We start from the raw sequence: 22,710 nt of genomic DNA on the forward strand, positions 1-22,710 counted from the left end.
CGACTGACTTATTAAGGTGAATAATGGCTGTAGCAGTTCCACAACAACAGGATAAGTCTTCCTCGCCGCTTGGTGCGATGAGTCGTCACAGTGATGTGATGATTGCGGGCGTGGCGGTTATGATCGTCGGAATGATGATCCTGCCGCTGCCGCACTGGGTATTGGACATGCTGCTTTGCGCGAATATTGCACTTGCGCTCTCAATTCTACTCGTCTCGATGTATACCTCTGAGCCTTTGCAATTCAGCTCGTTTCCATCGCTGCTGCTGATGACGACGCTTTTCAGATTATCTCTAAACATATCCGCAACCAGGCTTATTCTGCTGCATGCTGATGCCGGTGCTGTTATATCCGCATTTGGTTCGGTCGTGGTCGGCGGTAACTACGTTGTCGGTATAGTTGTTTTCATAATCTTGATCATAATTCAGTTTGTGGTTATCACAAATGGTGCGGGACGTGTCGCTGAAGTCGCCGCGAGGTTTACGTTGGACGCTATGCCCGGCAAGCAGATGGCAATTGACGCCGATCTCAACGCTGGAATCATTGATGAAAAAGAAGCACAGCGTCGACGAAAAAATGTGGGGCGCGAAGCCGATTTCTACGGAGCCATGGACGGCGCCACCAAATTTGTGCGTGGTGATGCTATTGCGGCTATAATAATGATCATCGTGAACATCCTCGGTGGGTTTGCCGTGGGTATCGCCCAGCACGGGATGGACATAATGCAGGCTCTGCAGACTTATACGCTGCTGACCGTTGGTGAAGGTCTGGTCACTCAGATTCCTGCGTTGCTCATCTCTACTGCTACAGGTTTGATGGTAACTAAGAACGGTTCTGAGAAGAGTCTTGGCTTGGAACTTATGACCCAGATATTCTCCAGACCTAAAGCTATCGCAATAACGGCCACTGTTTTTGGTGTGCTTGTGATCGTGCCGGGAATGCCTAAAATTCCACTGCTTTCGGCTGCCGGGCTTGCCGGATTGGTCGCCTATTTCCTGGCTCAGAATGAGAAGCAGACTGCCATTGATGCGGCTAAGGCAAAGGCATTGAAAGCGGCTGCTCCAGCGCCCACTAACCCTGAGTCGATGACCGATCTGATTGGTGTCGATCCTTTGGCTTTGGAAGTCGGTTACGGCCTGATCCCGCTTGCCGATCCCAAACAGGGCGGTGAACTGCTTGACCGCATCACTATGATTCGCAAGCAGGCAGTTATGGACATGGGCGTTCTGGTTCCGGCTATTAGGGTTCGTGATAATGTCCAGCTCGGTGCCAACGAGTATGTACTAAAACTACGCGGCACTGAAATTGCGCGTGGGGAGGTTTTCCTCAATCAATATCTCGCCATGAACCCGGGTGGGGCTACTGAGAAGCTCAACGGGATAGATACGGTCGAACCTGCGTTCAATCTTCCAGCCACCTGGATATCGGAGTCTCAGAAGATGTTTGCTGAAGTTGCGGGATACACTGTTGTCGATCCGACGACTGTTCTAGTCACGCATCTTACCGAACTTGTCCGCAAGCATGCTGCGCAACTGCTCACCAGGCAGGAGACACAGCAGTTGATTGACGCCGCTAAAGAAGAGGCTCCGACTGTGGTGAGTGAGCTTATACCAGAAGTCATGGGTGTTGGCGATGTTCAGAAAGTATTGCAGAACCTGCTCGCTGAGCGAGTCTCAATTCGCGATATCGTTGCCATACTCGAATCACTGGCCGACTTTGCGGGAGCCACCAAAGATACTGATATTCTGACGGAATACACGCGCCAGCGTCTTGCGCTTGCGATCTGCAGGCAGCATCAGGGTCCGGACGGCAAGATTTCCGTGTTTGGCCTGCATCCGAGTGTGGAGCAGATAATCACTGATAACATCAGGCAGACCGAGCTTGGAGCACGGTTGATTCTGGATCCAAGCCTGGTACAGGAATTGCTATCTGCTATACGTGTTCAGGTAGAGAACCTGACTGAGCGGGGATTTACTCCCATTGCACTGTGCTCCCCAAGGACGAGGATGCACTTGCGGGGACTGGTTGAGCAATCATTCTCCAATCTTACGGTTCTCTCATATGCGGAGATCGCACCTGATATCAATGTTGACTCTATAGGAATGGTGAAGCTTAAAAATGCGAATTAAGACCTTTGAGGCTCCGACGATGCAGGAAGCGCTCGTACTTGCCAAGATGGAACTTGGCGAGGATGCGGTGGTGCTCAATACCAAGCATGTAAAGGCCGGAGGGCTGCTTGGCCTGGGTGGACATGGAAAAGTGGAGCTTATGGCCGCCATTGAAGATATAGCGGAGAGTGGAGAGCAGAGAGCAGAGAGTACGGATATGCAGATGCCTCGATTCCAAGGCGAAGCGGCTGAGCCGAAGCCTGTAATGCAGGCTCCACAAACAATCCCGTCTGCAGCACCGCTAGCCGCAAAGCTCTATGGCACAACAGCCGTCGCAACAGACGGTGGGTCTGAGATTGGTCAACTTCGCTCTGAACTAAAAGAACTCAGCGCAGTTGTGGAAAGGCTTCTGGCAGGGCAGTCGATTCAAAGCCCATCCATAAGCCAGGATAAACCTCTTCTAATCAGATGTGGAGTAGATGAGGGGATAGCGCGAGGAGTGCTTTCCGATCTGCTTTCAATAGAGGACCCTACTCAGCTTGCCTCTATGCTTGCTGCAAAGATGCAGGGATTTGCAACACCGCTGGTGCTTGATAGACGTCAGGTGATCGCAGTCGTCGGGCCGACCGGTGTGGGGAAAACCACCACACTGGCGAAACTTGCCGCAAAGTTCTCTCTGGAGCAAGGCAAGAAAGTCGCGCTGGTTACGGCAGATACATACAGAATCGGCGCTGTGGAGCAGCTACGCACTTATGCCAGAATTATGGGCGTGCCATTGGAAATTGCTCTTTCACCTGAAGAAGTGACTGCCGATGTTGCCAAGCACCAGGACAAAGACGTTGTGCTTATCGACACGGTCGGGCGAAGCCAGCGCAGTGACGAGCATCTTCAGGAACTAAAAGCATTTGTGGATGCCGCATCGCCGACCGAGACGCATCTTGTTATAGCAGCGTCGCTGGCGCCTGAGATTCAGCAAGAGGCAGTGGAAAAGTTCAAGGTCCTCTCGCCTACCAGACTTATAATCACAAAGCTGGATGAATCGCCCAGCAGAGGGTGTGTAGTTAATCTGCCTCTGCGGACTGGGCTTGGTATTTCATGCCTCACGGCGGGGCAGAATGTCCCACAGGACATAGATTTTGCCGATGCGGGCAAGATTGCCCGAGTAGTGTTGGAGGTTGTTTGATGCTTGATCAGGCCGAGGCTTTAAGGGAGCTTGTTCGAGACAGGGTTATGTGCTGCGGGTCAAATTTACGGCCACCAAAGCTCTATACTATAGCCGTAACAAGCGGTAAGGGTGGGGTAGGTAAGACCAGCATTGCTGTAAATCTTGCGCTGCTGCTTGCTCGTTCAGGAAGACGTGTGCGGCTGGTGGATGCAGATTTCGGTTTGTCCAACGCCGAAGTGCTGCTGGGTATTGCACCGAAATATACTCTCAATGATGTGCTTCGCGGCAAAGTCGATGCGTCCGACGCATGGAGTGACGGCCCCGAGGGTTTGAAACTGCTTTCGTCGGGATCGGGTTTGGAGGATATGGCGAACCTTGATGGGCAGGCAGGAGTCAGCCTGATTGATTTCGTTCTCAGGACGGCCACTGACGGTGAGATAGTCATAATAGACACTTCACCCGGAATCAGCGAGTCAGTCTCCTCAATCTTAGCATTTGCGGATGAGGTAATGGTAGTGACCACGCCTGAGCCGACATCCATTACCGATTCGTATGCTGCGATGAAAGTGCTGGTTTCCAGGCTTCCCGATGCTCAAATTACGCTTGTCGCCAACTGCTGCGCATCTCCCGCGCAAGCGAGCGCAGTCGCCGACGGATTGAAGAATGTATGTGAGCGATTTCTTGGCAGGAGCTTTCAGAGATATGAATATCTGCCCAGTGACGGCACTGTAGGGTGGGCGATCCGCACGCAGAAGCCTCTAGTGCTCTCATCACCGCAGTGTGCGGTTGGGCCTTGGCTAAGGAAGATGGCGATCAAGTTGGACGACAGGATTCGCAGGCGCGAGTTTATATCGGCTCCTATGGAAATGGAACTGGTAGGGGTGTAGGATGATCCAGTCCGTGTGGAAGCTGATAAGCCTGCTGATCGGGCTGGTTGTGTTCCTCAGTGTCGGCATGGTGTTGTGGCTGGCCGGTGAGGATCTGATATGGATTGTTATAAAGTCCATAGGTGCATTCTTTGTTTGTTGGATTGTCTTGGGCCAGCTAGGCGGTATGCTGGTGGCAGTGTTGAAAAGCTCAACTCAGCAAGAAGAAGATGCTGAGTCACAAGAGTCATAAGAAGTAATCAGAGAGGTTGATTGACCATGGTTCAGCGAGAGAAGCTGTGGCGGGAGTACAAACAAAATGGAAGTGAACAGGCAAGGGACGGCCTCATCACCGAGTACGCCTACCTGGCGAAATACGCCGTAGACCGTCTCAACCTGTCGCCTTCGGGCGCATTGGGCTATGATGACCTGATCGGTCATGCAGTCATTGGGCTAATTGACGCAATCGAGAAGTTCGACCCCGAGCGCAATGTCAAATTTGAGACCTATGCGCTGACTCGAATCCGGGGCGAAGTGATCGATATCATCAGAAGCTTGGACTGGACCCCCAGGTCTGTGCGAAGAAATGAGACAATTCTTCGTGACGCGTATGCCCGGCTAGAAATGCAGTACAAGCGCCCGCCAACTGATTCTGAGGTTTCCCAGTATCTTGAGATCGAAGTTACGGAGCTTGAGAAGATGCTTGCTGATGTCGGTCAATCGGCTTTGCTCTCGCTCGACGAAATGATCGCCAGCGGTGGTGATATCCTTGCCAGAGGCGATAGTGAATTTGATGACCCTGCATCATGCGCGGAGCGCGCTGATCAAAAGAGGCTTCTTGTTAAGTCGATAGATGAGCTTCCGGAGCGGGAGAAGCAGGTTGTAGCTCTTTATTACTACGAAAATCTGACCCAGAAAGAAATTGCCGCAGTGCTCGGAGTAACCGAATCGCGTGTGTGCCAGATTCATACAAAGGCCGTGCTGAGACTTTCGGGCAAACTGTCAAGAACATCGGCATGCTTTGCAATGGCTGCTTAGTTTAGCCGATATGGAGGAAAAGAGGAGCTTGATGCTGCCGGATGGATTTTCATCCGGCAGCTTTTCTTTATGTTAAAGCATTATAATGTTGACCTTGTCGCCTCGCTTCAGTGAGCTGATTTCTGGAGTGGCAATTGCAATTGAGTTTATGCAATTGTTTTGCTGCACCCTGCCGGAGGTTATCGGATGCGTTTCATAGCATCCGTTTTTGTAGATTGTATTGGAGCGAATGTAATGAGTGCTGCCTGGGACTAGACGCAGCGGCTCGCCGAGTGTCGCGCTGACAATTCTCCTGTCAATCTCAGCGCGGCCGAGCGATTTTTGTAAGGCCGGCCTGACTAGAGCTTCAAATGATTCCAATGCATATGAGCCGGATGTGATGAAAACAGGTCGGCCTTCGACCATTCCGAATGCTGTGGCCAGCCCAGGTGAAATATGAATACCGGCAAATCGAACATCACCCAGATTCGCAAGAGCGTTCACAGCAATTTCGTGCTTGTCTTTGTCGCCGAGCGAGACAACTATTATTTCAGAATCCAGACTCTCAGATATAGCCTTTTCAATGCCGATTCTTCCGTCTCTGACATGAATCAGCCGTCCCAAATCACATCCCGCCTCCATGATCATGCCGACTATTTCGTAGCGAGCCTTGTTTCTTGTCATACCCGGCTTAATTTTCTCGACGATCTCCACGACATCTGCTCCAGTGGTTATAATTGCTACTCGTGGTTTGCGCCTGACGCATATGCCCGGTTTGCCGAGATGCGCCAAAAGCGACATCTCACCAGGACCGATGACAGTGCCTTTGGTGATCATGACAGTGTCTTGTTGATCATGTGCTTGTGTTGATTGAACGTTGCAGGCTGGTTTGACCTCAGCAAGGATCAGTACTTCGGGCCCGCCATCCGGTCTGTATGTCTTTTCTGACGGCACCACCGTGTCCGCGCCTGTGGGCAGGCAGTCACCGGTATGCACAACTATAGCTGTGCCCGGTTCCAATACTTTTTCTGGAGAAATCGATTCTGCGAGGATACCAAGGCTGCACGGGTGTTTATCACTTGCACCGATGGTGTCCGATGAATGTGCTGCATATCCATCGGTCAAGGCAATATCACAGACACTCCGAATCGCACCACGCATTATCGGTTCAGCGAGCGTTCTGCCGAACGTATTAATGATGCCGGTCTGTTCAGTTCCTGTTTCGTTAATAGATTCGAGCACACAAATGCGAGCACGTTCAAGCTCGAGCACGTTGCCGTGCGTTATTTTTGACTCAATCACTCTATAGCCTCCGCGACGGCTTTGCGTCTCGGACTAATCTTGCCCGATGCTTTCCTCAACCTCGACCACGGCATCTTCGTCCAGATCTAAAACCAGTTCCTCGATTGCTTCTTTTACGTCACCTTCGGTGACACGCTCTCCCGACTCGGGAGACCAGCCAATGGTAATAATAAATTTCTGTCCAATTATCTCTTCCACAAGTGATCCTCCTTATCCACTTGTTTTGGATTAGCGGTACAAACTGTGCCGCATATTGATAATTCCCCAATGTATATGCGATTAACCTTCACGATTTTTAACACTGAAGAAATCTGTTAATTAACTCGCCTCTCTGACTCGATCTTCAGCACCCTTGAGAATTGCTTTCGATCGGCATCCGTAATTGGACGGACTTTTGCGCTTTTGATTGTGTCGCCCTTTTTAATGGAAGTAACAACGTCCATTCCACGAATCAATCTGCCGAACACAGTGTACTCATAATCCAACTGTGGCAGGGGCTCGATTAGTATATAGAACACGCTGATGGCGCTGTTGACAGCCTCTTTTCGAGCCATACCAATTGCTCCTTTGGTATTGATAAGCCCATCGGCAAACTCTCTTGGTATAGTCTTCAGCGGCTTTTTCGTTTTAGCCAGTCCGGTTTGGATCAGTATTCCCGGCTCGACACGCTCGAATTTGACACCGTTATAGGAGCCTTTCTCCGCAAGATCGGCAACTCTCTTTGACGACTTCGGGCAGTCCTTGTCGAACAGAACGAAATCGATCTCGCCTTTGGTAGTATGGAGTTCGACGACGCGACCAGCGGCCATAGTAGCCTTATTCTGGGGAGTCTTCGGCGGTGGTTTTACTGCCTCTTCCCGCGTTGGTTCGATTTGATTGCTGGAGAGCCAGTTGTAAGAGATAATCATAGCTGCAAGCAGTGCTATGACAACAATCCATTTTTTCATTGCAATAGAAAACCTCGTATTTTGTATTAAATTATACCATGCAGATATTTGCGCTCGGTAGATTATACGCAGCGCAGCCCGAAAGTGTGCCCTTATTTGGCGGCTTTGCAATTAAATGGGCAATGATGAACTCGTGTTTCAGTCTAAAGTACCTGTAAGTGGTTTGATTTATGAACCTCATACGAGGAGGACAAGGATATGAAAAGCATACAAGTGATAATAATCTGCATGGTGCTGTGCGCTGCAATGGCTTCACAGGTATTCTGCGAATCCAGCGTTCAGAGGGTAAGCGGCAAGTCCCAGATTGACTGGACCGATCTGATCTACACTGCCACTGGTGAGGGCGTCATTCCATCGATCAAGGAAGAGCCTAACAGGGCTAAAGCATACCTCAAGGCGAAGGGTTATGCCAGGATGCAGGCGATAGCAAACCTGCTGGCCGCTATTGAGGGTACAACCATAAGTTTTGAGGCCATCGGCAAAGACTACATGGAAGATGCGGTCATTCGGCAGAGGATCGAGGGGTATGTCAGGAATGTTGAGGTGGTAGATGAGCGCAAGGAGAAGATTGAAGGCGATACGATGGTAATAGTGACCGTTCGCGCTCCAATGTATGGGCAGAGCGCTCCGGGCTCCGTGCTTTTAAGCCAGGCTTTGAATCAGGAGCCAAAGCCCGATGGCGTGAAAGTGTCTCTTGCCGCCGATATCAAGGCCGCAGATGCCGATGCTCCAACTTCGGTGAAGCCGTCGGTCGATGCTGAGCCATATACGTCCGTGATTTTCAACACAATTGGCTATAAGCTTGACCGATGCATGAGCCCAAAGATCCGCAGAGCGGATGGCTCGGAGGTGTGGGGCACTGTTAAAGTGGACCAGGACTTCGTTCTTGAACATGGAATCGCATCGTATGCGACTTCGATAGCAGAGGCCATGAAAAATTCGCGGTGTGGCTCGAATCCGTTGATCATAAGGGCTATTGGTAAAGCGGGCGGCCGTTTCAACTCCGATCCCGTTATATCGGACGCGGATGCTCAAGCGCTGATGGCTGAAAATGCCAAATGCGGATTCATGGACAAACTCAATGTTATTATTGTGGAAGACGGCAGATTGTGACTTGTGTCATATGATAAAACCCCGCATTCATACGAGTTTGGAATTGTTTGTAAGCGCGGAACAACAGGTTAGTAGTAGACCCGGCTAACTTGCGAGGATCAGGGACGCTGCCGGGTTCTGATGTGGGGAGTAGAGGCCATGGCTAAATTTGGACTGTGTGTATTTTGCGTTCTCTTGATCGTGCCGTCGGCTTTACCGGTGTGGGCGGATGGTGAGCAGGATGGCACTGCTGCAAGCATCACGACCGAAAGCGCCAAGGTCGAACTTGCAAAGCCCTCTGAGCCGGGAAGACCGTATACTTCACTGATAATAGATGCCAGTGGCATGACTCTAAAGAGGTGTATGAGCCCCAAGATTCGACAGTCGGACGGGACTGAAGTGTGGGGCACTGTCAAGTTCGATATGGATTTCCTGGAAGATCACGGCATCGTAGTTTATGTGAAATCAATGGAAGATGCAAAGAAAAATGATCGTTGCGGATCAAACCCGATGATTGTCAAAGCGCTTCGTGTTGACGGAAAGGCTGACTCTGATCCCATAATAGCGGATGAGGATGCAAAGCTGCTTTTGGAAGAAAACTCAAGAGGCAAGTTTTTGGACAAATTTGATGTGATATTCCTTCAATGCGAACAGCGGACTGATGTGCAGACTGCTCAACAATAAATAAAAAGTCTGGGAACTTCTCTCGCCCAGGCTGAGAATCTCCTGGCAAAGTGCAAATCCAACTTGCACCTTGCCAGGAGATTTTGATTTTATGTATTGCTTTTCTTTGCCTGCCTCGTGGCTTGCTCTATGGTTTTGAGCAGTCTTCTATTTGATTTTCGATAGAAGTCATCATCGCAATACTTCAATGCCAGTTTTGCATGATATATCGCGCGTTCGTAGTTGTGAACTTTGCGCGCATACATAATTGCAGCAATCTGGTGGAGGTCCCATTCTTTGGGATTATTGTATATGCCTTCAAGAAGATATTTCATCGCCTCGCGATTGTCTTTGCGCCCGTCCGCATAGAGATATGTTCCTACTGCATAAGCTTCAGGAAAATGTGGATCAAGCTTGGTTATCAGCCTGATCAGGCCCAGTAACTCATCATCTTTTGTCCAGTCTTTGCCGCGCGCAATGTATTCATGATGATACTGCTCCGCTTTGATCCACAACAAATTCGCAAAAACAGTGCGAAACTCACCGGCAAGCATATACACGGATGATGTGTTTGAGTCCATATCCGTTCTTGGCCTGCTTGAGACGGCGTCATTTTCGATTATGCATGTTCCCGAAAAAAGCAGCGCCATTAGCCCGGCCATAATCAGTTTGCGCTTCATCGGCATGCTCTCCTCTTTCGCATTACTATGCTTGTAGCGATTATGGCAAGAGTCAGAGCAGCCATCACTATAAGTTGAAAATGGATTTCGCCGATGTATGCGTGTGATTGCCAGTGATGACCGAGTTCTTCCGGGCCGCCATCAGCCATTGCCGGAATGGACAATATAGAGATAATGCAGACAATGATGTATTTCAGGTATTTCATCACTATATCTCCTTGCGGGAGAAATTAAATGTGCCGAGCGCGAGCACAAATGCCGCATAGCATACACCGTATATGGCGACCTGCAGCAAATATGCAACCGGGATCGAATCATTGTGCACGAGTGCGGTTTTTAGATTGAAGCACTCCAGGTTCGGCAGTATATGATATATTCCCGAATAAAATATCCTCACGAATGTGCTGCCGGTCCGTTCTATCATTCCTCCAAAGTAGCCTATCTTGACCGACCCGCATACATATATCAAGAAGCTGACCAGCGATGTGACCGCAGGGCTTGCCACAGTCGAGAGCGATGTGGCTATGGCGGCTATGATTGCAACTTCCAATAGCGCGAATCCGGTTGCCAAGGGCAAGAACGTGTCAATACTGCGCTGATATGAGTAGATCAGCACGGCAAACACCAGAGCCATCGCCATAACTCCCATCGCCACCGTCAGGAATGTGCCGACAAACTTTCCTGCTACATACTGCGCACGGCTTACCGGGCGTGCGGCAATTGGCTGGAGTGTGCGCTGTTCCACATCGTTTGGAATGCCGGTAGAGCCGAGTGCGATTGCCAGCGCAGCTCCTCCGAAGAGTATGCAGCTCATACATAAGTCTTTTAGGATCTTCAGTTTGGTCCCCTCAGTGAAAATCGACAGGAGAGTCGACCCGGCGATAACAGCGAGCATCAGCAGGCAGAGCACGTGAAATATCTGCTTGCGGCTGTTTTCCAGCAGGGTCATTTTTGCAATAATCCAGATTTTTCTCATTTCTTTATCCTCATGCGGCAAGCCGCAAAAATGCTTCCTCAAGAGATTCGCGCTGTGTATCGATCCTGTTGACTGAAATATTCTGGTCTTCCAGGACATGCATAACATCGTATAAGCTTTTAGGATCAATCTTTAACAATGCGTCATCCCTGCTTCGTTCCACAGATACACCGATAAACCTGAGCCTGTCGCGCGTCTGCTCATCAATTGGTTCGGTCTGTATAAGCACCTGCGAATTGGAACTGCGAACACAGTCGGGAGCGCCGAGAGCTACCAATTTGCCGGATTTCATGACCGCGACTATGTCGCACACATTCTCTATCTCACTCAAAAGATGTGAGCTTAAGAAAATGGTCTTGCCCTCGTTTCTGAGTTCAATCAGTAGATCACGTACGCAGCGGCGGCCTATTGGGTCCAGCCCTGAGGTCGGCTCGTCGAGTATCAGCAGTTTAGGCTCGCCGACTATAGCCTGCGCCAACCCGACTCTTTGTGTTAGCCCCTTTGAGAGTTTGGAGATCGGGATTTCGGCGTATTCGGCAATGCCCGCGCGCTCTAGACAGGCCATTGAGAGTTTCTTTGCACTGCGCCGGTCTACTCCGGCCAGTCCGGCATGCATCGTAAGCACCTCTATTGGCTTGAGGAACTTGTGAAAGTATGGCTGTTCTGGCAGATACCCTATCATACTTCGAGTTGCCGGATCGTTTGTCGGTTTGCCGAAGATGCTTGCGCTTCCCCGTGTTGGCCTGACAAAATCGAGGACCATCTTTATGGTCGTCGTTTTTCCCGCGCCATTGGGTCCGAGAAACCCGAAGATTGCCCCTTCGGGAACTTCAATTTCTAGTGAGTCAACTGCTGTTTTTGTGCGGCTTTTGTTGCCGAGGTTGTAGATTTTGGTTAGGTCTTGTGCTCTTATCGGCTGCATTTGGTCCATCTTCCTTGCAACGGAGAAATTTGTTTCCAAATCAAATTATCGGACAAGCTCACCAACATCTTCAGAAGGGATTGGGTAATCAAATGTCGAATGCGCACGTTGGTAATCGACTTCGGAGGAAGATTTATATGGTGAAAATAGAGAAGACTTCGTATCCCGGCTATGGCGGCTGTTACAGGCTTTCCAATGGGAACGTTGAGCTGTTTGCAACCACGGATGTGGGGCCGCGCATTGCATGTTATCGTTTTATTGGCGGCGAGAACATCCTCGCTGAGCTTGGTCCCGACAAGAGAGTCGAATCGGATCTGGGGACCTGGTATTCGAGGGGCGGCAGCAGACTCTGGCATGCGCCGGAGGTGCTCCCCAGGACATATAGCCCGGACAATGACCCCGTCGAGTGTGAGGTGATCGGCAATGACAGCGTGCGGCTTATCCAGCCGGTGGAGCCTAGTCCCAAGATTCAAAAGGAGATGTTGATCAAACTCGACCAAGACGGCTCACGTGTGACAATCACATCCAAGCTGACAAACAAAGGTCTCTGGCCGGTGGAACTTGCTCCATGGAACCCGTCCGTAATGAGAGGTGGAGGCTTCTGCTTCTTCCCTCAGGAGCCGTTTATTTCTCATGACGACTATCTGCTGCCATCACGGCCGATGGTGATGTGGCATTTTACAGACATGACCGACCCAAGATGGACCTTTGGAAAAAAATATGTGCGGCTTCAGACCGATGAAAGATACCCTGAGCCGCAGAAGATCGGCGCAGCCGTGAAGCTGGGGTGGGCCGGTTATCACATCGAGGATACGTTATTTGTAAAGCGGTTCCAGTATTTCGAGGATGTCGAATATCCCGATTACGGCTGCAACTTTGAGACGTATTGTGCGGGAAGCTTCATCGAGGTGGAGACTCTTGCACCGCTTGCAGTGATTGGGCCGGACGAAGCGGTTACGCATGTGGAGAAGTGGCATCTATTTAAGGGTGTAGATGCCGGGGACAGTGAGGAATCGTTCGACAAGGCTATTATGCCTTATATCGAGAAGACATCTGACTAGATCACGTTGTTTTGCCCTGCGGGTGAAACCACGGCAACAACTATACGAAGTCGGCCTGCGCCGACTAGTGTGTCGCTTTAGTCGCAGGGCTTATTATAAAATTCTGCTATGGCAGTATCTCTGACAAGCTTGACAGGTACTTTGTGCTGGGCTGCTGCCGCTTTACAGTCTTCATATTCGGGCTGGGCATTCGTGATCTTGTCATTCTTGCGCGCGACTTTGATCCTGATCTGCCCGAATTTAGTATCGATAGTGATAGACTCGCGCGGCAGGCACATGCGTGAGCGCTTGTCGATCCTGATACCAATTGTGGAGGTCTCCTCAAAGATAATATCGCCCATTACCGCGATGTCCTCGGGGTCGCAGATGATCGATAAGAGGACTGCCGGACGGTTCTTCTTCATCTGGATAGGCGTCATATAGACATCCAGCGCGCCCGCTGCGAAGAGTCTTTCCATCACCACTTCATAGATTTGCGGTTCTATGTCGTCTATATTTGATTCGAGTATGGCGACTTCACTGTGCTTGCAGCACTTGTGCTCATCATTTTGTTGTTTCGGGAAACCCTTATACTGAGACTCCGCCTCGTCATTCTCTCCGATCATCACTCTCAGGACATTTGGAATACCGAAGTCTTTTTTGCCTGCTCCATAACCGGTGGCCTTCAAAGTCGTAGCTGGCATTGGGCCAAAGCCTTCCGCAAGCTCGGCTAATATAGCTGCACCGGTCGGGGTTACTATCTCACCCTCAATTCCTAGTTCGCGCCAGGGGACGTCTTTCAAGATCTCAGCGGTCGCCGGAGCGGGTAGGGGAAACGTGCCATGGGCGATTTTAACTGTGCCATAGAATGTGGGGATTGGACTGGCGTAAACCTTATCTATTCCGAGCAGATCGAGACATATGCAAGCCCCGACTATGTCTACAATCGAGTCTACAGCACCGACCTCATGGAAGTGAATCTCCTCTAAGCCCTTGCCATGAATTTTAGCCTCTGCTTCACCGAGCCTCTTGAAGATAGCGATAGATTTGAGTTTGATGCTATTATTCAGGCTGCTTTGCTCTATGAGATGTTTGATATCAGTGAAGCTGCGTCCATGCTGGTGACCGTTATGATGATCATGACCGTTATGCAGTTGGACTTGAATATCAGTAGCAGAGATACCTTGGCGCACAACATTGCTTAGGATCAGCTCGTAATCTTCAACACTGAGCTTTGCCAACTCGAGCTTGAGCTTATCGAAATCAGCGCCAGCATCTACAAGCGCTCCAAGCGTCATATCGCCGCTGATACCTGCAAAACAATCGAAATATGCTATGCGCATCCCTGTGTGCTTTCCCTTCTATCGTGGCTTATTGATCATGTGCGCGAGATAGCCCGCGCCAAAGCCGTTATCTATGTTCACCACGCTTACCCCTACTGCGCAAGAATTGAGCATTGACAGCAGAGCAGCCAGACCCCCGAAGCTGGCGCCGTAACCGATGCTTGTCGGCACGGCGATGACCGGCCTGTTGACCATACCACCTACCACGCTTGCCAGAGCGCCTTCCATACCGGCCACTGCTATAATCACATTTGCGCCGAGTAAGGTCTCTTTTTGATCTAGCAACCTATGTAATCCGGCGATACCTACGTCATAGGATTTCTCCACGTGGCTGCCGAGCACTCTTGCAGTGACTGCCGCTTCTTCCGCCACGGATATATCGGCTGTGCCGCCGCAGACGATCATAACATATTTCTCATCCTGGGCAAGCTCGTCTTCGGACCGAGCCGGCTTACCGATTGTAATTACTCGTGCCAATTTGTTATAACTCGAATACGGAATCTCGGTTCTCACGGCCTCATAAACCTCTGCGCTTGCGCGTGTGCCGAGAATGCACTTATTGCCCTTACAAAGATGTTGCATGATCTCTACAACCTGCTCCGTGGTTTTGCCCTGGCAGAAGACCACTTCCGGAAAGCCATTGCGCAGGTTTCGGTGGTTATCGAGCTTGGCAAAGCCTATGTCTTCATATGGGAGCGAGCGAAGGTGATCCATCGCATCATCAACTTCCATGCTTCCGTTCTTTACCATCTCAAGTAGATTTTTGAGCAGTCCTGTATCCATCTAAAAAGTGATAACCTCGTTCATGCTTCCCATCCGGTATCCAATAAGGTCGAGCGTGACATATTTATACCCCAGGCTTTTGAACTCCCGCACTACGCAGTCGCGAACAAAGTGGCCTATCATCTTTTCCATCTCGATAGGCATAAGCTCTATGCGCGCGGTGTCGCCGTGGTCTCGAACACGAAACTGGCCGAACCCGAGTTCCTTCAGCACAGCCTCAGCTCTCTCTATCCGATATAAAAGCTCTGCAGTCAGGCGAGATCCATAAGGCACGCGGGATGCAAGGCATGCGTATGACGGCTTGTTCCATGTGCAGAGGCCGATGTCTCGTGATATAGCGCGGATGTGTTCTTTTGTAAGACCTATTTCTTTGAACGGGCTTCGCACGCCAAGCTCACGTGTTGCCTTCAAGCCGGGTCTAGAGTCGGATTCATCATCCATATTTGAGCCATCAAGGACATATTTGATGTTCCGCTCCTTTGCAATATCGGTCAATCTGGAGAAGAGAGCTTTTTTGCAGTGATAACATCTGTCTGGTGTGTTGTTCGGCACATTATCCAGTGAGAGCACATCTACGCTCATTTTGACCAGGTTGAAACCAAGCTCTTTAGCCTGACTGATTGCGTCCTCTATTTCGGACGATGGGACAAAGCATGACTCAATCAGCACGCATACTGCTTTTTTGCCAAGGGCGTCGGTTGCGGCCTTTGCAAGCAGTGTGCTGTCCACCCCACCGGAGTATCCTATAATTACGCTCTCCATATCTATAAGGAGGCCTTTTAGTCTTTTATAACCTGCCACAAGTTTAACTATAGCGAAAGTGGCTGCGGCTGTCAAAAGATAGAATGATTCCATTCGCGGTAATCATGCCTGTATCCTATTATTTAATTAGTTATAGCGCCGGCTTGAAACATACCCGCATGGGTGATAACATGAAATCGAGCGAGTCGGGTGATCGCTTCGAGCCGATTGGCTTGGGGAGGAAAGTCCGGGCTCCACAGGGCAAGGTGGTTGCCAACGGCAACTGTCCCGTGCGTCGGGATAAGGAAAGTGCCACAGAAAAGAAAACCCTTCCCTGAGATGGTCCGGGGTCTAGACCCCGGACCATCTCAGGGAAGGAAAGCTGAAACGGTGGTGTAAGAGACCACCAGCTTCGTCGTGAGGCGGAGGCTTGGTAAACCCCACCTGGAGCAAGGCCGAATAGGGGAGGGCTGAGGCTGCCCGCTGACCTCCCGGGTGTCGCCGCTAAAGCCACGCAGCAATGCGCGTGCATAGATAGATGATCACACTAGACAGAACCCGGCTTACAGACTCGCTCACGCATTCCAGTGGGTTTCTATGTGCTCATTTGTGCTTGACAACTCTCGGCTGGAAGTAGTATATTGAAAGTCCTGAACCAAGCGTCGGGGAGTAGCGCAGCTTGGTAGCGCACCTGAATGGGGTTCAGGGGGTCGCAGGTTCGAATCCTGTCTCCCCGACTACGACCCCCTGCGGTAGAAATACCGTGGGGGGTCAGAGTATTTTACAGGTCTGACTCGTCTATTGTTATAGAGTCTATAGATAGCCGTGTCTCAAGCCGTATCCACCGTGGCTCTGATGAGTGTACATAAATCTCAGGGCACATCGTTAGTAACAATGATCTGCGTTCATCTGTAGACATTCTACCCCAATAATCCTTGATATGCACAGACAGCTCAATCAGGTCCTCTCGGTTGAACGGCGTGATTTGTGGAGCTGTAGACAATTCAGCTATTTCTTTGTCAATCTCAGCCAGTTGCGACTTCAACTCGTCAATCGTTTCTATGATGCCACAAGCATACATCTCTTGCTTGCGCTTTTTGCATTCGCGTAGTGATCGTATACGGTTATCATTATTTCTTTCGGGCTGATCATCCTTCGATATATCGAATTTAGACAAGTGTGCTTCCAGCGCTTTAGTTAAGCCAATTGGAACTAGCTTATTGAGCCAGTTGCTGCTAAGGCGCTTGCTGTCTCTGCATATTCCACTTTCTGCTTTACCCCTGCAAATATACATCTCATAGCGGTTACGAGCCTCATGAACCTTGTAACCACATCCGCACTGAGCGCAAGTCAATACGCTTGTGTATGTATAAACATTTGGGCTTTTGCGAGCCTGCCTTCGTCGTTTTGTGCCCAGCAGTAGATCGGCGTGTGTAACGAGTTCCGGTGGTACAACGATAGGAACATTATCGGACTGCAGATCAATGTCGGCGTAGTGTATTCTACCCCTATAGATGGGATTCGTAACCAGGAATGTTACACCGTCATCGCGCCAGAGATTACCTTTTGCAGTTCGGATTCCACGCGAATTAAGCCTTGACGCTGTGAGGCTCTTGTTGCCGTTTGATTCGATAAATGTCTTAAATACTGCTACAGCGTCACTGCCTCGTGCTTCATCGACACTGAGGATTTTCGTCTTCTTATCATACGCGAACCCTAGTGGTGGATATCCAGATGGCCAGATTCCGTGTGCGGCAAGCTGGCGGCACTTTTCTTTAGTTCGTTCTCCTGTAAGGGTGCGTGAATGGTGAGCGAACAATACATTGATGTGTTTGAGCAACCAACCTGAAGAATCTTCTGTATAACGCTCCGTGGCATAAACAATTTTAAGTTTGTGCTTATGCGCTGCTTCTTCAAATTGCATAAAGTCCAGCATATTTCTAGAAAGTCGGTCAAGCCGTACGAGTAGTACGGTATCAAATCCCTTGGGCTTCCGCTCGGCAAGCAAATTTTTGAAGCCGTTCCGTGTGGTTATCGATTTACCACCCGAAACGGCTTCGTCTGAATAGACAGCTACAATTTTATACCCCTCACATGATGCAAACTCCATCAAGATTCCGAGTTGAGTTTCAGGACTGTCTTCCTGCTTGTCTGTCGAGCAGCGAAGATATGCTGCTGCAGGTATCATTATGTATTCTCCTAGAAATGTTAGTATAATGCTTCATAAACGTAATGGGGGCAAGGCCAGGATTGCCTCACACTTTTATATTTTGATTTTTGTTGGAACATCGCCGGGGTGTCGCCAGTGGGGAAATAATAGACGATTCCACGCTTGCCTGCGTAATTCATGGGCTTGCTCCTTACTCGATAGACGCGAGTTCAAAACAATGGTCTTGTTATCAGGCAGATAAGCGCAGCGCACTCCCTCTCCCAAATCTATAGCGCGCACTTCTATATGACAACGATGAAGTGAATGATGAAGCATAACACAACCTCCCTCTGATTACTGGAATTTGTGTTATATGATGTTGTCTTGTTCCTCTATCACCTGCCTTAGCGATGCTTTGATTTTTTCTATACGAGTTTCTGATAAGTTCTTTGTTGATGGCTCCAAAATCAGCCACGCCCGAGCATAGCGAGTGTCAATATCAAGTTTTTCCTGCCATTCAGTTGGTATAGGATAGTTGGCAGCGCGCAAGCAGCTACACGTCAGTGCTTTACCATGATCTGTTGATCTGAAGTAGCTCAGGAATTTAACTGCGCTATCCCACTGCGGTATGACACCTTTCTGCATCATACGAGATATGTAGCCATGCGATAGCGCTCCCTGAGTGAATTCCTCTGCTGACCAGCCACTTGCACATCCGAATTCCCTCAAAAGATCATTTATGCAGTTTTTCCAGTCTTCACTAAGCCGTGCCATTGACTACAGTATACAACAATATTTTCTGCATGGGAAGCTTAGAAAAATTTTACAAAAACCATTGACTACAGTAGTAGATGGTGGTATAAATAAAGGTGTCTACTACAGTAGACGTTTTGGAGAGGGTTTTGAGATTACACAAAGCAATCACAGCCGAAGATAGGCGAGTGATCAACAAAATCAACAATCGTCGGCTCAAGGGGTGGACATGGGATCACGTGGCTTCTGATCTTAAATTTCATAGTGCATCTCACGTTTATAACTGGGTCAATGATAGAGCTATTCTTGATAAAGATACAGGCCGGTATATTGCCATTGACAAGGTAACAATCGCGATAGATCGGCCTATAGCGTAAGTGAGGTACTGACATGACCGTGCATACAGCACAAAAAGAAGTTGATCCTACTGTGTATAAAGCAACCTGTGCGGTTTTGAAGCAAATTGGGTTGCGCTTGAAAAAGGATGGGATTCTCAACACGAGTAGAAAGTGAGGTGTGCAAACGTGTTTGACTTCAATCACCGTATGTCACGCGCCCAGCGAATGCGCAAAAAGGCAGCCTGGTATTTGAGTGCGGTGGACTGGAAAGAGCTTGTCGGCGTGGTAGGCATTGCCGCTGCGCTTTTCGCATTGGCATGTGCAGTAGGGGTGGTGGGAACTGTCGGAGGCAAGGCAAGTGGGAGAGATAGCATTTCAGCATCTAGTCAGGCTGGAAGTGCTGTGTGCACAGATAGCCTGGGATCAAATACGAGCAATACAAATACTACGAGGGGGATGTGAACAAAATGATTGACGTTCTAAGATCAGCCGAACAGCAATATCTGGATGATCTCAGCGGGGTTAATGTGCCTGCTGAGGATGAACAATATGGCCGACAGAGCCGACCGTTGATGGCAGTCGGCCCAGTCGTGAACACTGAATTGAAAGTATCCAGAGAGATAATACCACAAGCAACAGTTGCAAGCAACCAAAGTGCCGGTCAAGTATTACAGAGGTTATCTGCCTATAACAAACAGATTCGTGCTGAGAGCACTTGTCCCGTATGCGGTAAGCCGCGTGAGGGAATCCGCCGGGGTTTAGGCGGCCGCCTGATCAATACTTTGGATGAAACCGGCTCCGAGTTCCAGCAGTGCATCGGCGGCTATGCCGAAAGCTATGAGTCTAGCGGGCTGTGCACCTGTGAACGCGCATATTTCTACAATCGGTCAGATGGCCGGAAACTTGTCAATCATCCGGCGCAGGGCGGCATTATCAGAGGTTTTCATACCGGTGATCGGGGTATTGTTGCTCTTGACCTCATTGTCGAATCTGGAAATTCAGCACAGCGCTTTTGTGCTGTTGACTTCGATGAGCCGGTAAAGGTTGTTGTGTTAGCTCCGGATCAAATCCCTGAAACTGTGATGTTTCCCCTTGCAAATGATTCTCAGCTTGTGGAGGTGGCGTAATGGCCGGTCTTACTGACGAGATGGTGAAACGTCTGTGCGCGCCACTGCCAAAAGAGGGTCTATCAATGAAACCCGGCAGCGTGACAAAAGACGGTAGTGCCGCTCTGGTGCTTACATATATGGACTCACGGACTGCGCAGGCAAGACTTGATGATGTTGCTCCCGGTGACTGGGAGTTTGATTGGGAAGTCGTTCATGAAGAAGAGAAAAAGCTGACAGTGAAAGGCATTATGACGGTTGCGGGCAAGACCCGGCGCGATGCAGGACAGGCGTCCGATGAGGATGAGATATACAAGTCCGCTGTGTCTGACGCGTTCAAGCGCTGCGCAGTCATGTTCGGTGTCGGCCGGTACCTCTATGATATGCCTAAGACCTACTGGCCCGGCCAACGCGGACAAAGTGGGAGGGGATTTTACTTTGATGAGCCTTGGAAACTGGACGCATATATGAAAAACGTCGCCGATGCAGTTGCGCAGGGCAAGGCCATACCGAAAAATCCGATGCAGGAAGTGCTCGACGGCAACAGAAAGGGCGCAACCAAACCTCAGACATCTCCGAAACATCAATCCACTGTGACCAATGACCCGCATGTCACCACACAGCAGGCGGCAACGATCAACGACATATGGGCTAAACAGTTCGGCGGTGATGTGGCTGCCTGGAAAGACTTCCAGAGAGATACAATCGGCAGGCTTTCTAAATCCGAAGCCCTTACCGTCTCCGAGTTTTCCAAACTATACAATGCTGCGCAAAAGCTCAAACGCGCGGCATAAACCATCGTATTTGTAGTGCCGCCTGGTCGGATGCCGGGCGGCCTTCATTCAAGGAGGATAAAGAAATGCAAGCTACACTAGAAAGGATCGTAGCTGACGCAGGAAAGCCGGTTAAGGTGATCTTCAGCAGTAACGATCAGGAACTACTATCCAAATCTGTTGGTGAGTTAAAGCTCTTGCAGGAACAGCCCTGCGTGTTGGACTTCCATTTGGGCTTGTCTGACTCTGACGAGGAACCCGAATTGCCGTTCGGACAGGCGATGCCAAGCCCCGTAGCCGTTGGGCGGCGGGCTATGTATCAAGCACTGTATGCTGGCTTAGGCTCCACAGACTTCATTACTGATCTATGCTCAAAAGCTCGCACACGTGTCGAAGTCGCTGACGCAATCGCTCAGTTGTGGGGTGATGAAGCGCGCAGTGGAGATATAGAGGGCGTCGGCTGGGTTTCTTACAAGAATGGTGAAACCCCGCACTTGAGCGTAGGTGAACGAGATATTACCGGCGATGAGCTTATAGACCTCGCATTCGATGTGCTGATGATACCCCGTCTCTCGGAAGAATGGTGCATCGAACAAATACAGGCGGTGTCTAAAACAACAGAGGACCGTCTTAACAGTGAAGATGTCAGAGATCACTGCGCAAGTCTTGATACGCCTGCAGAATCCGACATGCCGGACCTTTTCTCTACTCTGCAGTTTGGTGATTACCTGCGATATATCGAGCCTGGCAGTGATTCATTCAAGATCGTTAAAGTTGTGAGCCCGGACGAAATACGCGATGAGTGGCAGGCTGGTAATGTGGTTGATATTGTGTTTATGGAAAACCCTGATGCAATTCTGCACCTGACTCGTAAGGAAGCAAACGAGAGGTTGACATATCGTCTGGAAGACTCATACAACCAGGAACTTGCCGAATCCAAACCCGTCGAACCCACAGTAGTTTCAACTGAACCAATAGTGAAGTCTTTTCCGGCGTCCGACAAGATCGGTGTTGGCGCAATCATAACAAGGGATGATCCCCAAACTGGAACAGCCCTACTTATTGTAAAGGAAGAGACTGAAACCGGCTGGTTAGTAGCTCATGATAAAGGCGTTATAGATATAACATGCGACGCCATTAATTCTATGTATCGCCCGATTCACGACGGTGAACTTGTGAGACACGTGCAGGCTTCGCAGGCATACCACCTATGGCCGCATACTGACGACAACAAAGTCGATCTCTGGTATCCGAATGGCGGCGAAACAGCCACACCTATCGTGATTAACAGATCGCAGTTGGTGCAGTATTGCACACTATCACCTGCAGAGGCGGCAAAGGTTCAGGAGGCAGCATAATGATATCGATAGAACTTAAGCAGGATGAAATGCTGATGCAAGATCGTCCTTTCGTGTCCGGTTTGTGGAGTATTGCGGGAGCATTGGTAGCAAATGATTATGCGAACAAGAATGTGGCTGTTGTTTTGGCTGGCGATAAGGATAGGCCTGGAATTGGAGTAGCGATTACTGATGGTGAGCATACGCCGCCTTTCACAGTTACTCAATTGCACATTGAACCTGGGATGAGTGCTAATGATATATTCTTGCGTGAGTTATTTGATGTAGCGGAAGCTCACATGCAAAAGCTCGACGGAATACAGCATATGCTTCACAGGATGATACCTGAAGCGCTAACGGGTATGGCACGGTAAGGAAGTGGTTCAATGACACGCTGTGAAACTTGCGGGAAACGGATACCAGAGTTCACCGGTCACACGCAGTGCCAAGCCTGCAGGCAGCGGCAACTTCAAGCTTCACCGGCACATATGCTGGCGGTGATTATGCCGGATAAGCGAGACGTTAATACGGTCATTGGCGGTCATATGGTGGTCGGAAACGAATGGTTGCAAGGGATACTGTAACCAGGATCGTGGGGCTGGGTTTCCG

General features: G+C 49.8%; 26 protein-coding genes, 1 tRNA gene and 1 other RNA gene. 16 read left to right on the top strand and 12 right to left on the bottom strand.

All coding sequences use genetic code 11. From position 1 onward, the window contains the following. Window positions 1–23 precede the first annotated feature (23 nt). From flhA to ABFD83_13695, 5 genes are read left to right on the top strand one after another with little or no spacing between them, the layout of a single operon-like run. Window positions 24–2,129 carry a flagellar biosynthesis protein FlhA gene (gene flhA, locus ABFD83_13675; GenBank protein ID MEN6358120.1) on the top strand — a complete coding sequence of 702 codons (2,106 nt, stop codon included), beginning with the start codon at window positions 24–26 and terminating at the stop codon, window positions 2,127–2,129. Continuing rightward, a complete protein-coding gene (gene flhF, locus ABFD83_13680; GenBank protein ID MEN6358121.1) occupies window positions 2,119–3,291 on the top strand; it encodes a flagellar biosynthesis protein FlhF in 1,173 nt (390 codons plus the stop codon). The genes flhA and flhF overlap by 11 nt, the downstream gene beginning before the upstream one ends. Further along, window positions 3,291–4,160: a MinD/ParA family protein gene (locus ABFD83_13685; protein MEN6358122.1), complete on the top strand. Its 870-nt coding sequence runs from the start codon at window positions 3,291–3,293 to the stop codon at window positions 4,158–4,160. The genes flhF and ABFD83_13685 overlap by 1 nt, the downstream gene beginning before the upstream one ends. A 1-nt stretch (window position 4,161) precedes the next feature. Next, complete coding sequence (locus tag ABFD83_13690) at window positions 4,162–4,392, top strand: hypothetical protein (protein MEN6358123.1); 231 nt, start codon at window positions 4,162–4,164, stop codon at window positions 4,390–4,392. Between the two features lie 26 nt (window positions 4,393–4,418). Next, complete coding sequence (locus ABFD83_13695; protein ID MEN6358124.1) at window positions 4,419–5,177, top strand: FliA/WhiG family RNA polymerase sigma factor; 759 nt, start codon at window positions 4,419–4,421, stop codon at window positions 5,175–5,177. A 72-nt stretch (window positions 5,178–5,249) separates the two neighbouring features. Here the strand turns inward: ABFD83_13695 and ABFD83_13700 are convergent, their stop codons facing one another. The 3 genes from ABFD83_13700 to ABFD83_13710 all read right to left on the bottom strand — a co-directional run bounded on the left by ABFD83_13700 (window position 5,250) and on the right by ABFD83_13710 (window position 7,405). Further along, window positions 5,250–6,458, bottom strand: coding sequence for a molybdopterin molybdotransferase MoeA (locus tag ABFD83_13700; protein MEN6358125.1), 1,209 nt, complete (start codon window positions 6,456–6,458; stop codon window positions 5,250–5,252). A 33-nt stretch (window positions 6,459–6,491) separates the two neighbouring features. Next, window positions 6,492–6,656 carry a hypothetical protein gene (locus ABFD83_13705; protein ID MEN6358126.1) on the bottom strand — a complete coding sequence of 55 codons (165 nt, stop codon included), beginning with the start codon at window positions 6,654–6,656 and terminating at the stop codon, window positions 6,492–6,494. Window positions 6,657–6,772: 116 nt separating this feature from the next. Beyond that, a complete protein-coding gene (locus tag ABFD83_13710; GenBank protein MEN6358127.1) occupies window positions 6,773–7,405 on the bottom strand; it encodes a peptidylprolyl isomerase in 633 nt (210 codons plus the stop codon). Between the two features lie 198 nt (window positions 7,406–7,603). Here ABFD83_13710 and ABFD83_13715 point away from each other — a divergent pair, with 198 nt between their 5' ends. Further along, window positions 7,604–8,518, top strand: coding sequence for a hypothetical protein (locus ABFD83_13715; GenBank protein ID MEN6358128.1), 915 nt, complete (start codon window positions 7,604–7,606; stop codon window positions 8,516–8,518). A 138-nt stretch (window positions 8,519–8,656) separates the two neighbouring features. Further along, window positions 8,657–9,181 (top strand): hypothetical protein, encoded by a 525-nt coding sequence (locus ABFD83_13720; protein MEN6358129.1) that lies wholly within the window; start codon window positions 8,657–8,659, stop codon window positions 9,179–9,181. Window positions 9,182–9,270: 89 nt separating this feature from the next. Here ABFD83_13720 and ABFD83_13725 read toward each other — a convergent pair whose 3' ends face one another. Genes ABFD83_13725 through ABFD83_13740 form a run of 4 tightly spaced genes read right to left on the bottom strand, consistent with a single transcriptional unit; the run spans window position 9,271 to window position 11,738 of the window. Then, window positions 9,271–9,840: a hypothetical protein gene (locus tag ABFD83_13725; protein MEN6358130.1), complete on the bottom strand. Its 570-nt coding sequence runs from the start codon at window positions 9,838–9,840 to the stop codon at window positions 9,271–9,273. Further along, window positions 9,837–10,046, bottom strand: coding sequence for a hypothetical protein (locus ABFD83_13730; protein MEN6358131.1), 210 nt, complete (start codon window positions 10,044–10,046; stop codon window positions 9,837–9,839). The genes ABFD83_13725 and ABFD83_13730 overlap by 4 nt, the downstream gene beginning before the upstream one ends. Window positions 10,047–10,048: 2 nt before the next feature. Continuing rightward, window positions 10,049–10,816: an ABC transporter permease subunit gene (locus tag ABFD83_13735; protein MEN6358132.1), complete on the bottom strand. Its 768-nt coding sequence runs from the start codon at window positions 10,814–10,816 to the stop codon at window positions 10,049–10,051. A 10-nt stretch (window positions 10,817–10,826) separates the two neighbouring features. Next, complete coding sequence (locus tag ABFD83_13740) at window positions 10,827–11,738, bottom strand: ABC transporter ATP-binding protein (protein ID MEN6358133.1); 912 nt, start codon at window positions 11,736–11,738, stop codon at window positions 10,827–10,829. A gap of 137 nt (window positions 11,739–11,875) precedes the next feature. Here ABFD83_13740 and ABFD83_13745 point away from each other — a divergent pair, with 137 nt between their 5' ends. After that, window positions 11,876–12,799 (top strand): hypothetical protein, encoded by a 924-nt coding sequence (locus ABFD83_13745; protein MEN6358134.1) that lies wholly within the window; start codon window positions 11,876–11,878, stop codon window positions 12,797–12,799. A 77-nt stretch (window positions 12,800–12,876) separates the two neighbouring features. On the opposite strand, the gene larC is transcribed toward ABFD83_13745, so the two are convergent. The 3 genes from larC to larE are packed head-to-tail and all read right to left on the bottom strand — an operon-like array spanning window position 12,877 to window position 15,759. Continuing rightward, window positions 12,877–14,121 (bottom strand): nickel pincer cofactor biosynthesis protein LarC, encoded by a 1,245-nt coding sequence (gene larC, locus ABFD83_13750; protein MEN6358135.1) that lies wholly within the window; start codon window positions 14,119–14,121, stop codon window positions 12,877–12,879. Window positions 14,122–14,139: 18 nt separating this feature from the next. Next, window positions 14,140–14,904 (bottom strand): nickel pincer cofactor biosynthesis protein LarB, encoded by a 765-nt coding sequence (gene larB / locus ABFD83_13755; protein ID MEN6358136.1) that lies wholly within the window; start codon window positions 14,902–14,904, stop codon window positions 14,140–14,142. Further along, window positions 14,905–15,759, bottom strand: coding sequence for an ATP-dependent sacrificial sulfur transferase LarE (gene larE / locus ABFD83_13760; protein ID MEN6358137.1), 855 nt, complete (start codon window positions 15,757–15,759; stop codon window positions 14,905–14,907). Between the two features lie 84 nt (window positions 15,760–15,843). Between larE and rnpB the strand changes: the two genes are divergently transcribed. Together rnpB and ABFD83_13770 are read left to right on the top strand one after the other, a co-directional pair. Then, window positions 15,844–16,227, top strand: an RNA gene (gene rnpB, locus ABFD83_13765) — RNase P RNA component class A. Window positions 16,228–16,308: 81 nt separating this feature from the next. Further along, window positions 16,309–16,382 (top strand) — tRNA-Pro (locus ABFD83_13770). 44 nt (window positions 16,383–16,426) lie between these two features. On the opposite strand, the gene ABFD83_13775 is transcribed toward ABFD83_13770, so the two are convergent. Together ABFD83_13775 and ABFD83_13780 are read right to left on the bottom strand one after the other, a co-directional pair. After that, complete coding sequence (locus ABFD83_13775) at window positions 16,427–17,833, bottom strand: recombinase family protein (GenBank protein ID MEN6358138.1); 1,407 nt, start codon at window positions 17,831–17,833, stop codon at window positions 16,427–16,429. A 330-nt stretch (window positions 17,834–18,163) separates the two neighbouring features. Continuing rightward, on the bottom strand, window positions 18,164–18,568 hold the full coding sequence (locus ABFD83_13780) for a hypothetical protein (GenBank protein MEN6358139.1): 405 nt from the start codon (window positions 18,566–18,568) through the stop codon (window positions 18,164–18,166). 128 nt (window positions 18,569–18,696) lie between these two features. Here ABFD83_13780 and ABFD83_13785 point away from each other — a divergent pair, with 128 nt between their 5' ends. The 6 genes from ABFD83_13785 (at window position 18,697) to ABFD83_13810 (ending at window position 22,475) form a co-directional block, all read left to right on the top strand. Then, window positions 18,697–18,924: a hypothetical protein gene (locus tag ABFD83_13785; protein MEN6358140.1), complete on the top strand. Its 228-nt coding sequence runs from the start codon at window positions 18,697–18,699 to the stop codon at window positions 18,922–18,924. A 147-nt stretch (window positions 18,925–19,071) separates the two neighbouring features. Next, window positions 19,072–19,347, top strand: a complete 276-nt coding sequence (locus ABFD83_13790; protein ID MEN6358141.1) for a hypothetical protein — start codon at window positions 19,072–19,074, stop codon at window positions 19,345–19,347. A 5-nt stretch (window positions 19,348–19,352) separates the two neighbouring features. Beyond that, entirely contained in the window at window positions 19,353–20,012 is a 660-nt protein-coding gene (locus ABFD83_13795; GenBank protein ID MEN6358142.1) for a hypothetical protein, read from the top strand. Continuing rightward, window positions 20,012–20,785 carry a Rad52/Rad22 family DNA repair protein gene (locus ABFD83_13800; GenBank protein ID MEN6358143.1) on the top strand — a complete coding sequence of 258 codons (774 nt, stop codon included), beginning with the start codon at window positions 20,012–20,014 and terminating at the stop codon, window positions 20,783–20,785. The genes ABFD83_13795 and ABFD83_13800 overlap by 1 nt, the downstream gene beginning before the upstream one ends. Before the next feature lie 65 nt (window positions 20,786–20,850). Then, a complete protein-coding gene (locus ABFD83_13805) occupies window positions 20,851–22,122 on the top strand; it encodes a hypothetical protein (GenBank protein ID MEN6358144.1) in 1,272 nt (423 codons plus the stop codon). Further along, entirely contained in the window at window positions 22,122–22,475 is a 354-nt protein-coding gene (locus ABFD83_13810; protein MEN6358145.1) for a hypothetical protein, read from the top strand. The genes ABFD83_13805 and ABFD83_13810 overlap by 1 nt, the downstream gene beginning before the upstream one ends. The last annotated feature ends 235 nt before the right edge of the window (window positions 22,476–22,710 follow it).

It is taken from the genome of Armatimonadota bacterium (assembly GCA_039679645.1).
In the GTDB taxonomy this organism is placed as follows: Bacteria; Armatimonadota; UBA5829; order UBA5829; family UBA5829; genus UBA5829.

What these genes read in the sequence shown, in the direction of transcription:
- ABFD83_13710 (MEN6358127.1), bottom strand. Translation starts at nt 7,405, where the DNA reads ATGAAAAAATGGATTGTTGTCATAGCACTGCTTGCAGCTATGATTATC.
- ABFD83_13715 (MEN6358128.1), top strand. Translation starts at nt 7,604, where the DNA reads ATGAAAAGCATACAAGTGATAATAATCTGCATGGTGCTGTGCGCTGCA.
- ABFD83_13695 (MEN6358124.1), top strand. Translation starts at nt 4,419, where the DNA reads ATGGTTCAGCGAGAGAAGCTGTGGCGGGAGTACAAACAAAATGGAAGT.
- ABFD83_13730 (MEN6358131.1), bottom strand. Translation starts at nt 10,046, where the DNA reads ATGAAATACCTGAAATACATCATTGTCTGCATTATCTCTATATTGTCC.
- ABFD83_13735 (MEN6358132.1), bottom strand. Translation starts at nt 10,816, where the DNA reads ATGAGAAAAATCTGGATTATTGCAAAAATGACCCTGCTGGAAAACAGC.
- ABFD83_13690 (MEN6358123.1), top strand. Translation starts at nt 4,162, where the DNA reads ATGATCCAGTCCGTGTGGAAGCTGATAAGCCTGCTGATCGGGCTGGTT.
- ABFD83_13745 (MEN6358134.1), top strand. Translation starts at nt 11,876, where the DNA reads ATGGTGAAAATAGAGAAGACTTCGTATCCCGGCTATGGCGGCTGTTAC.
- ABFD83_13720 (MEN6358129.1), top strand. Translation starts at nt 8,657, where the DNA reads ATGGCTAAATTTGGACTGTGTGTATTTTGCGTTCTCTTGATCGTGCCG.
- ABFD83_13805 (MEN6358144.1), top strand. Translation starts at nt 20,851, where the DNA reads ATGCAAGCTACACTAGAAAGGATCGTAGCTGACGCAGGAAAGCCGGTT.
- ABFD83_13740 (MEN6358133.1), bottom strand. Translation starts at nt 11,738, where the DNA reads ATGCAGCCGATAAGAGCACAAGACCTAACCAAAATCTACAACCTCGGC.
- larC (MEN6358135.1), bottom strand. Translation starts at nt 14,121, where the DNA reads ATGCGCATAGCATATTTCGATTGTTTTGCAGGTATCAGCGGCGATATG.
- larB (MEN6358136.1), bottom strand. Translation starts at nt 14,904, where the DNA reads ATGGATACAGGACTGCTCAAAAATCTACTTGAGATGGTAAAGAACGGA.
- ABFD83_13795 (MEN6358142.1), top strand. Translation starts at nt 19,353, where the DNA reads ATGATTGACGTTCTAAGATCAGCCGAACAGCAATATCTGGATGATCTC.
- ABFD83_13725 (MEN6358130.1), bottom strand. Translation starts at nt 9,840, where the DNA reads ATGAAGCGCAAACTGATTATGGCCGGGCTAATGGCGCTGCTTTTTTCG.
- ABFD83_13800 (MEN6358143.1), top strand. Translation starts at nt 20,012, where the DNA reads ATGGCCGGTCTTACTGACGAGATGGTGAAACGTCTGTGCGCGCCACTG.
- ABFD83_13780 (MEN6358139.1), bottom strand. Translation starts at nt 18,568, where the DNA reads ATGGCACGGCTTAGTGAAGACTGGAAAAACTGCATAAATGATCTTTTG.
- larE (MEN6358137.1), bottom strand. Translation starts at nt 15,759, where the DNA reads ATGGAATCATTCTATCTTTTGACAGCCGCAGCCACTTTCGCTATAGTT.
- ABFD83_13810 (MEN6358145.1), top strand. Translation starts at nt 22,122, where the DNA reads ATGATATCGATAGAACTTAAGCAGGATGAAATGCTGATGCAAGATCGT.
- ABFD83_13685 (MEN6358122.1), top strand. Translation starts at nt 3,291, where the DNA reads ATGCTTGATCAGGCCGAGGCTTTAAGGGAGCTTGTTCGAGACAGGGTT.
- ABFD83_13775 (MEN6358138.1), bottom strand. Translation starts at nt 17,833, where the DNA reads ATGATACCTGCAGCAGCATATCTTCGCTGCTCGACAGACAAGCAGGAA.
- flhF (MEN6358121.1), top strand. Translation starts at nt 2,119, where the DNA reads ATGCGAATTAAGACCTTTGAGGCTCCGACGATGCAGGAAGCGCTCGTA.
- flhA (MEN6358120.1), top strand. Translation starts at nt 24, where the DNA reads ATGGCTGTAGCAGTTCCACAACAACAGGATAAGTCTTCCTCGCCGCTT.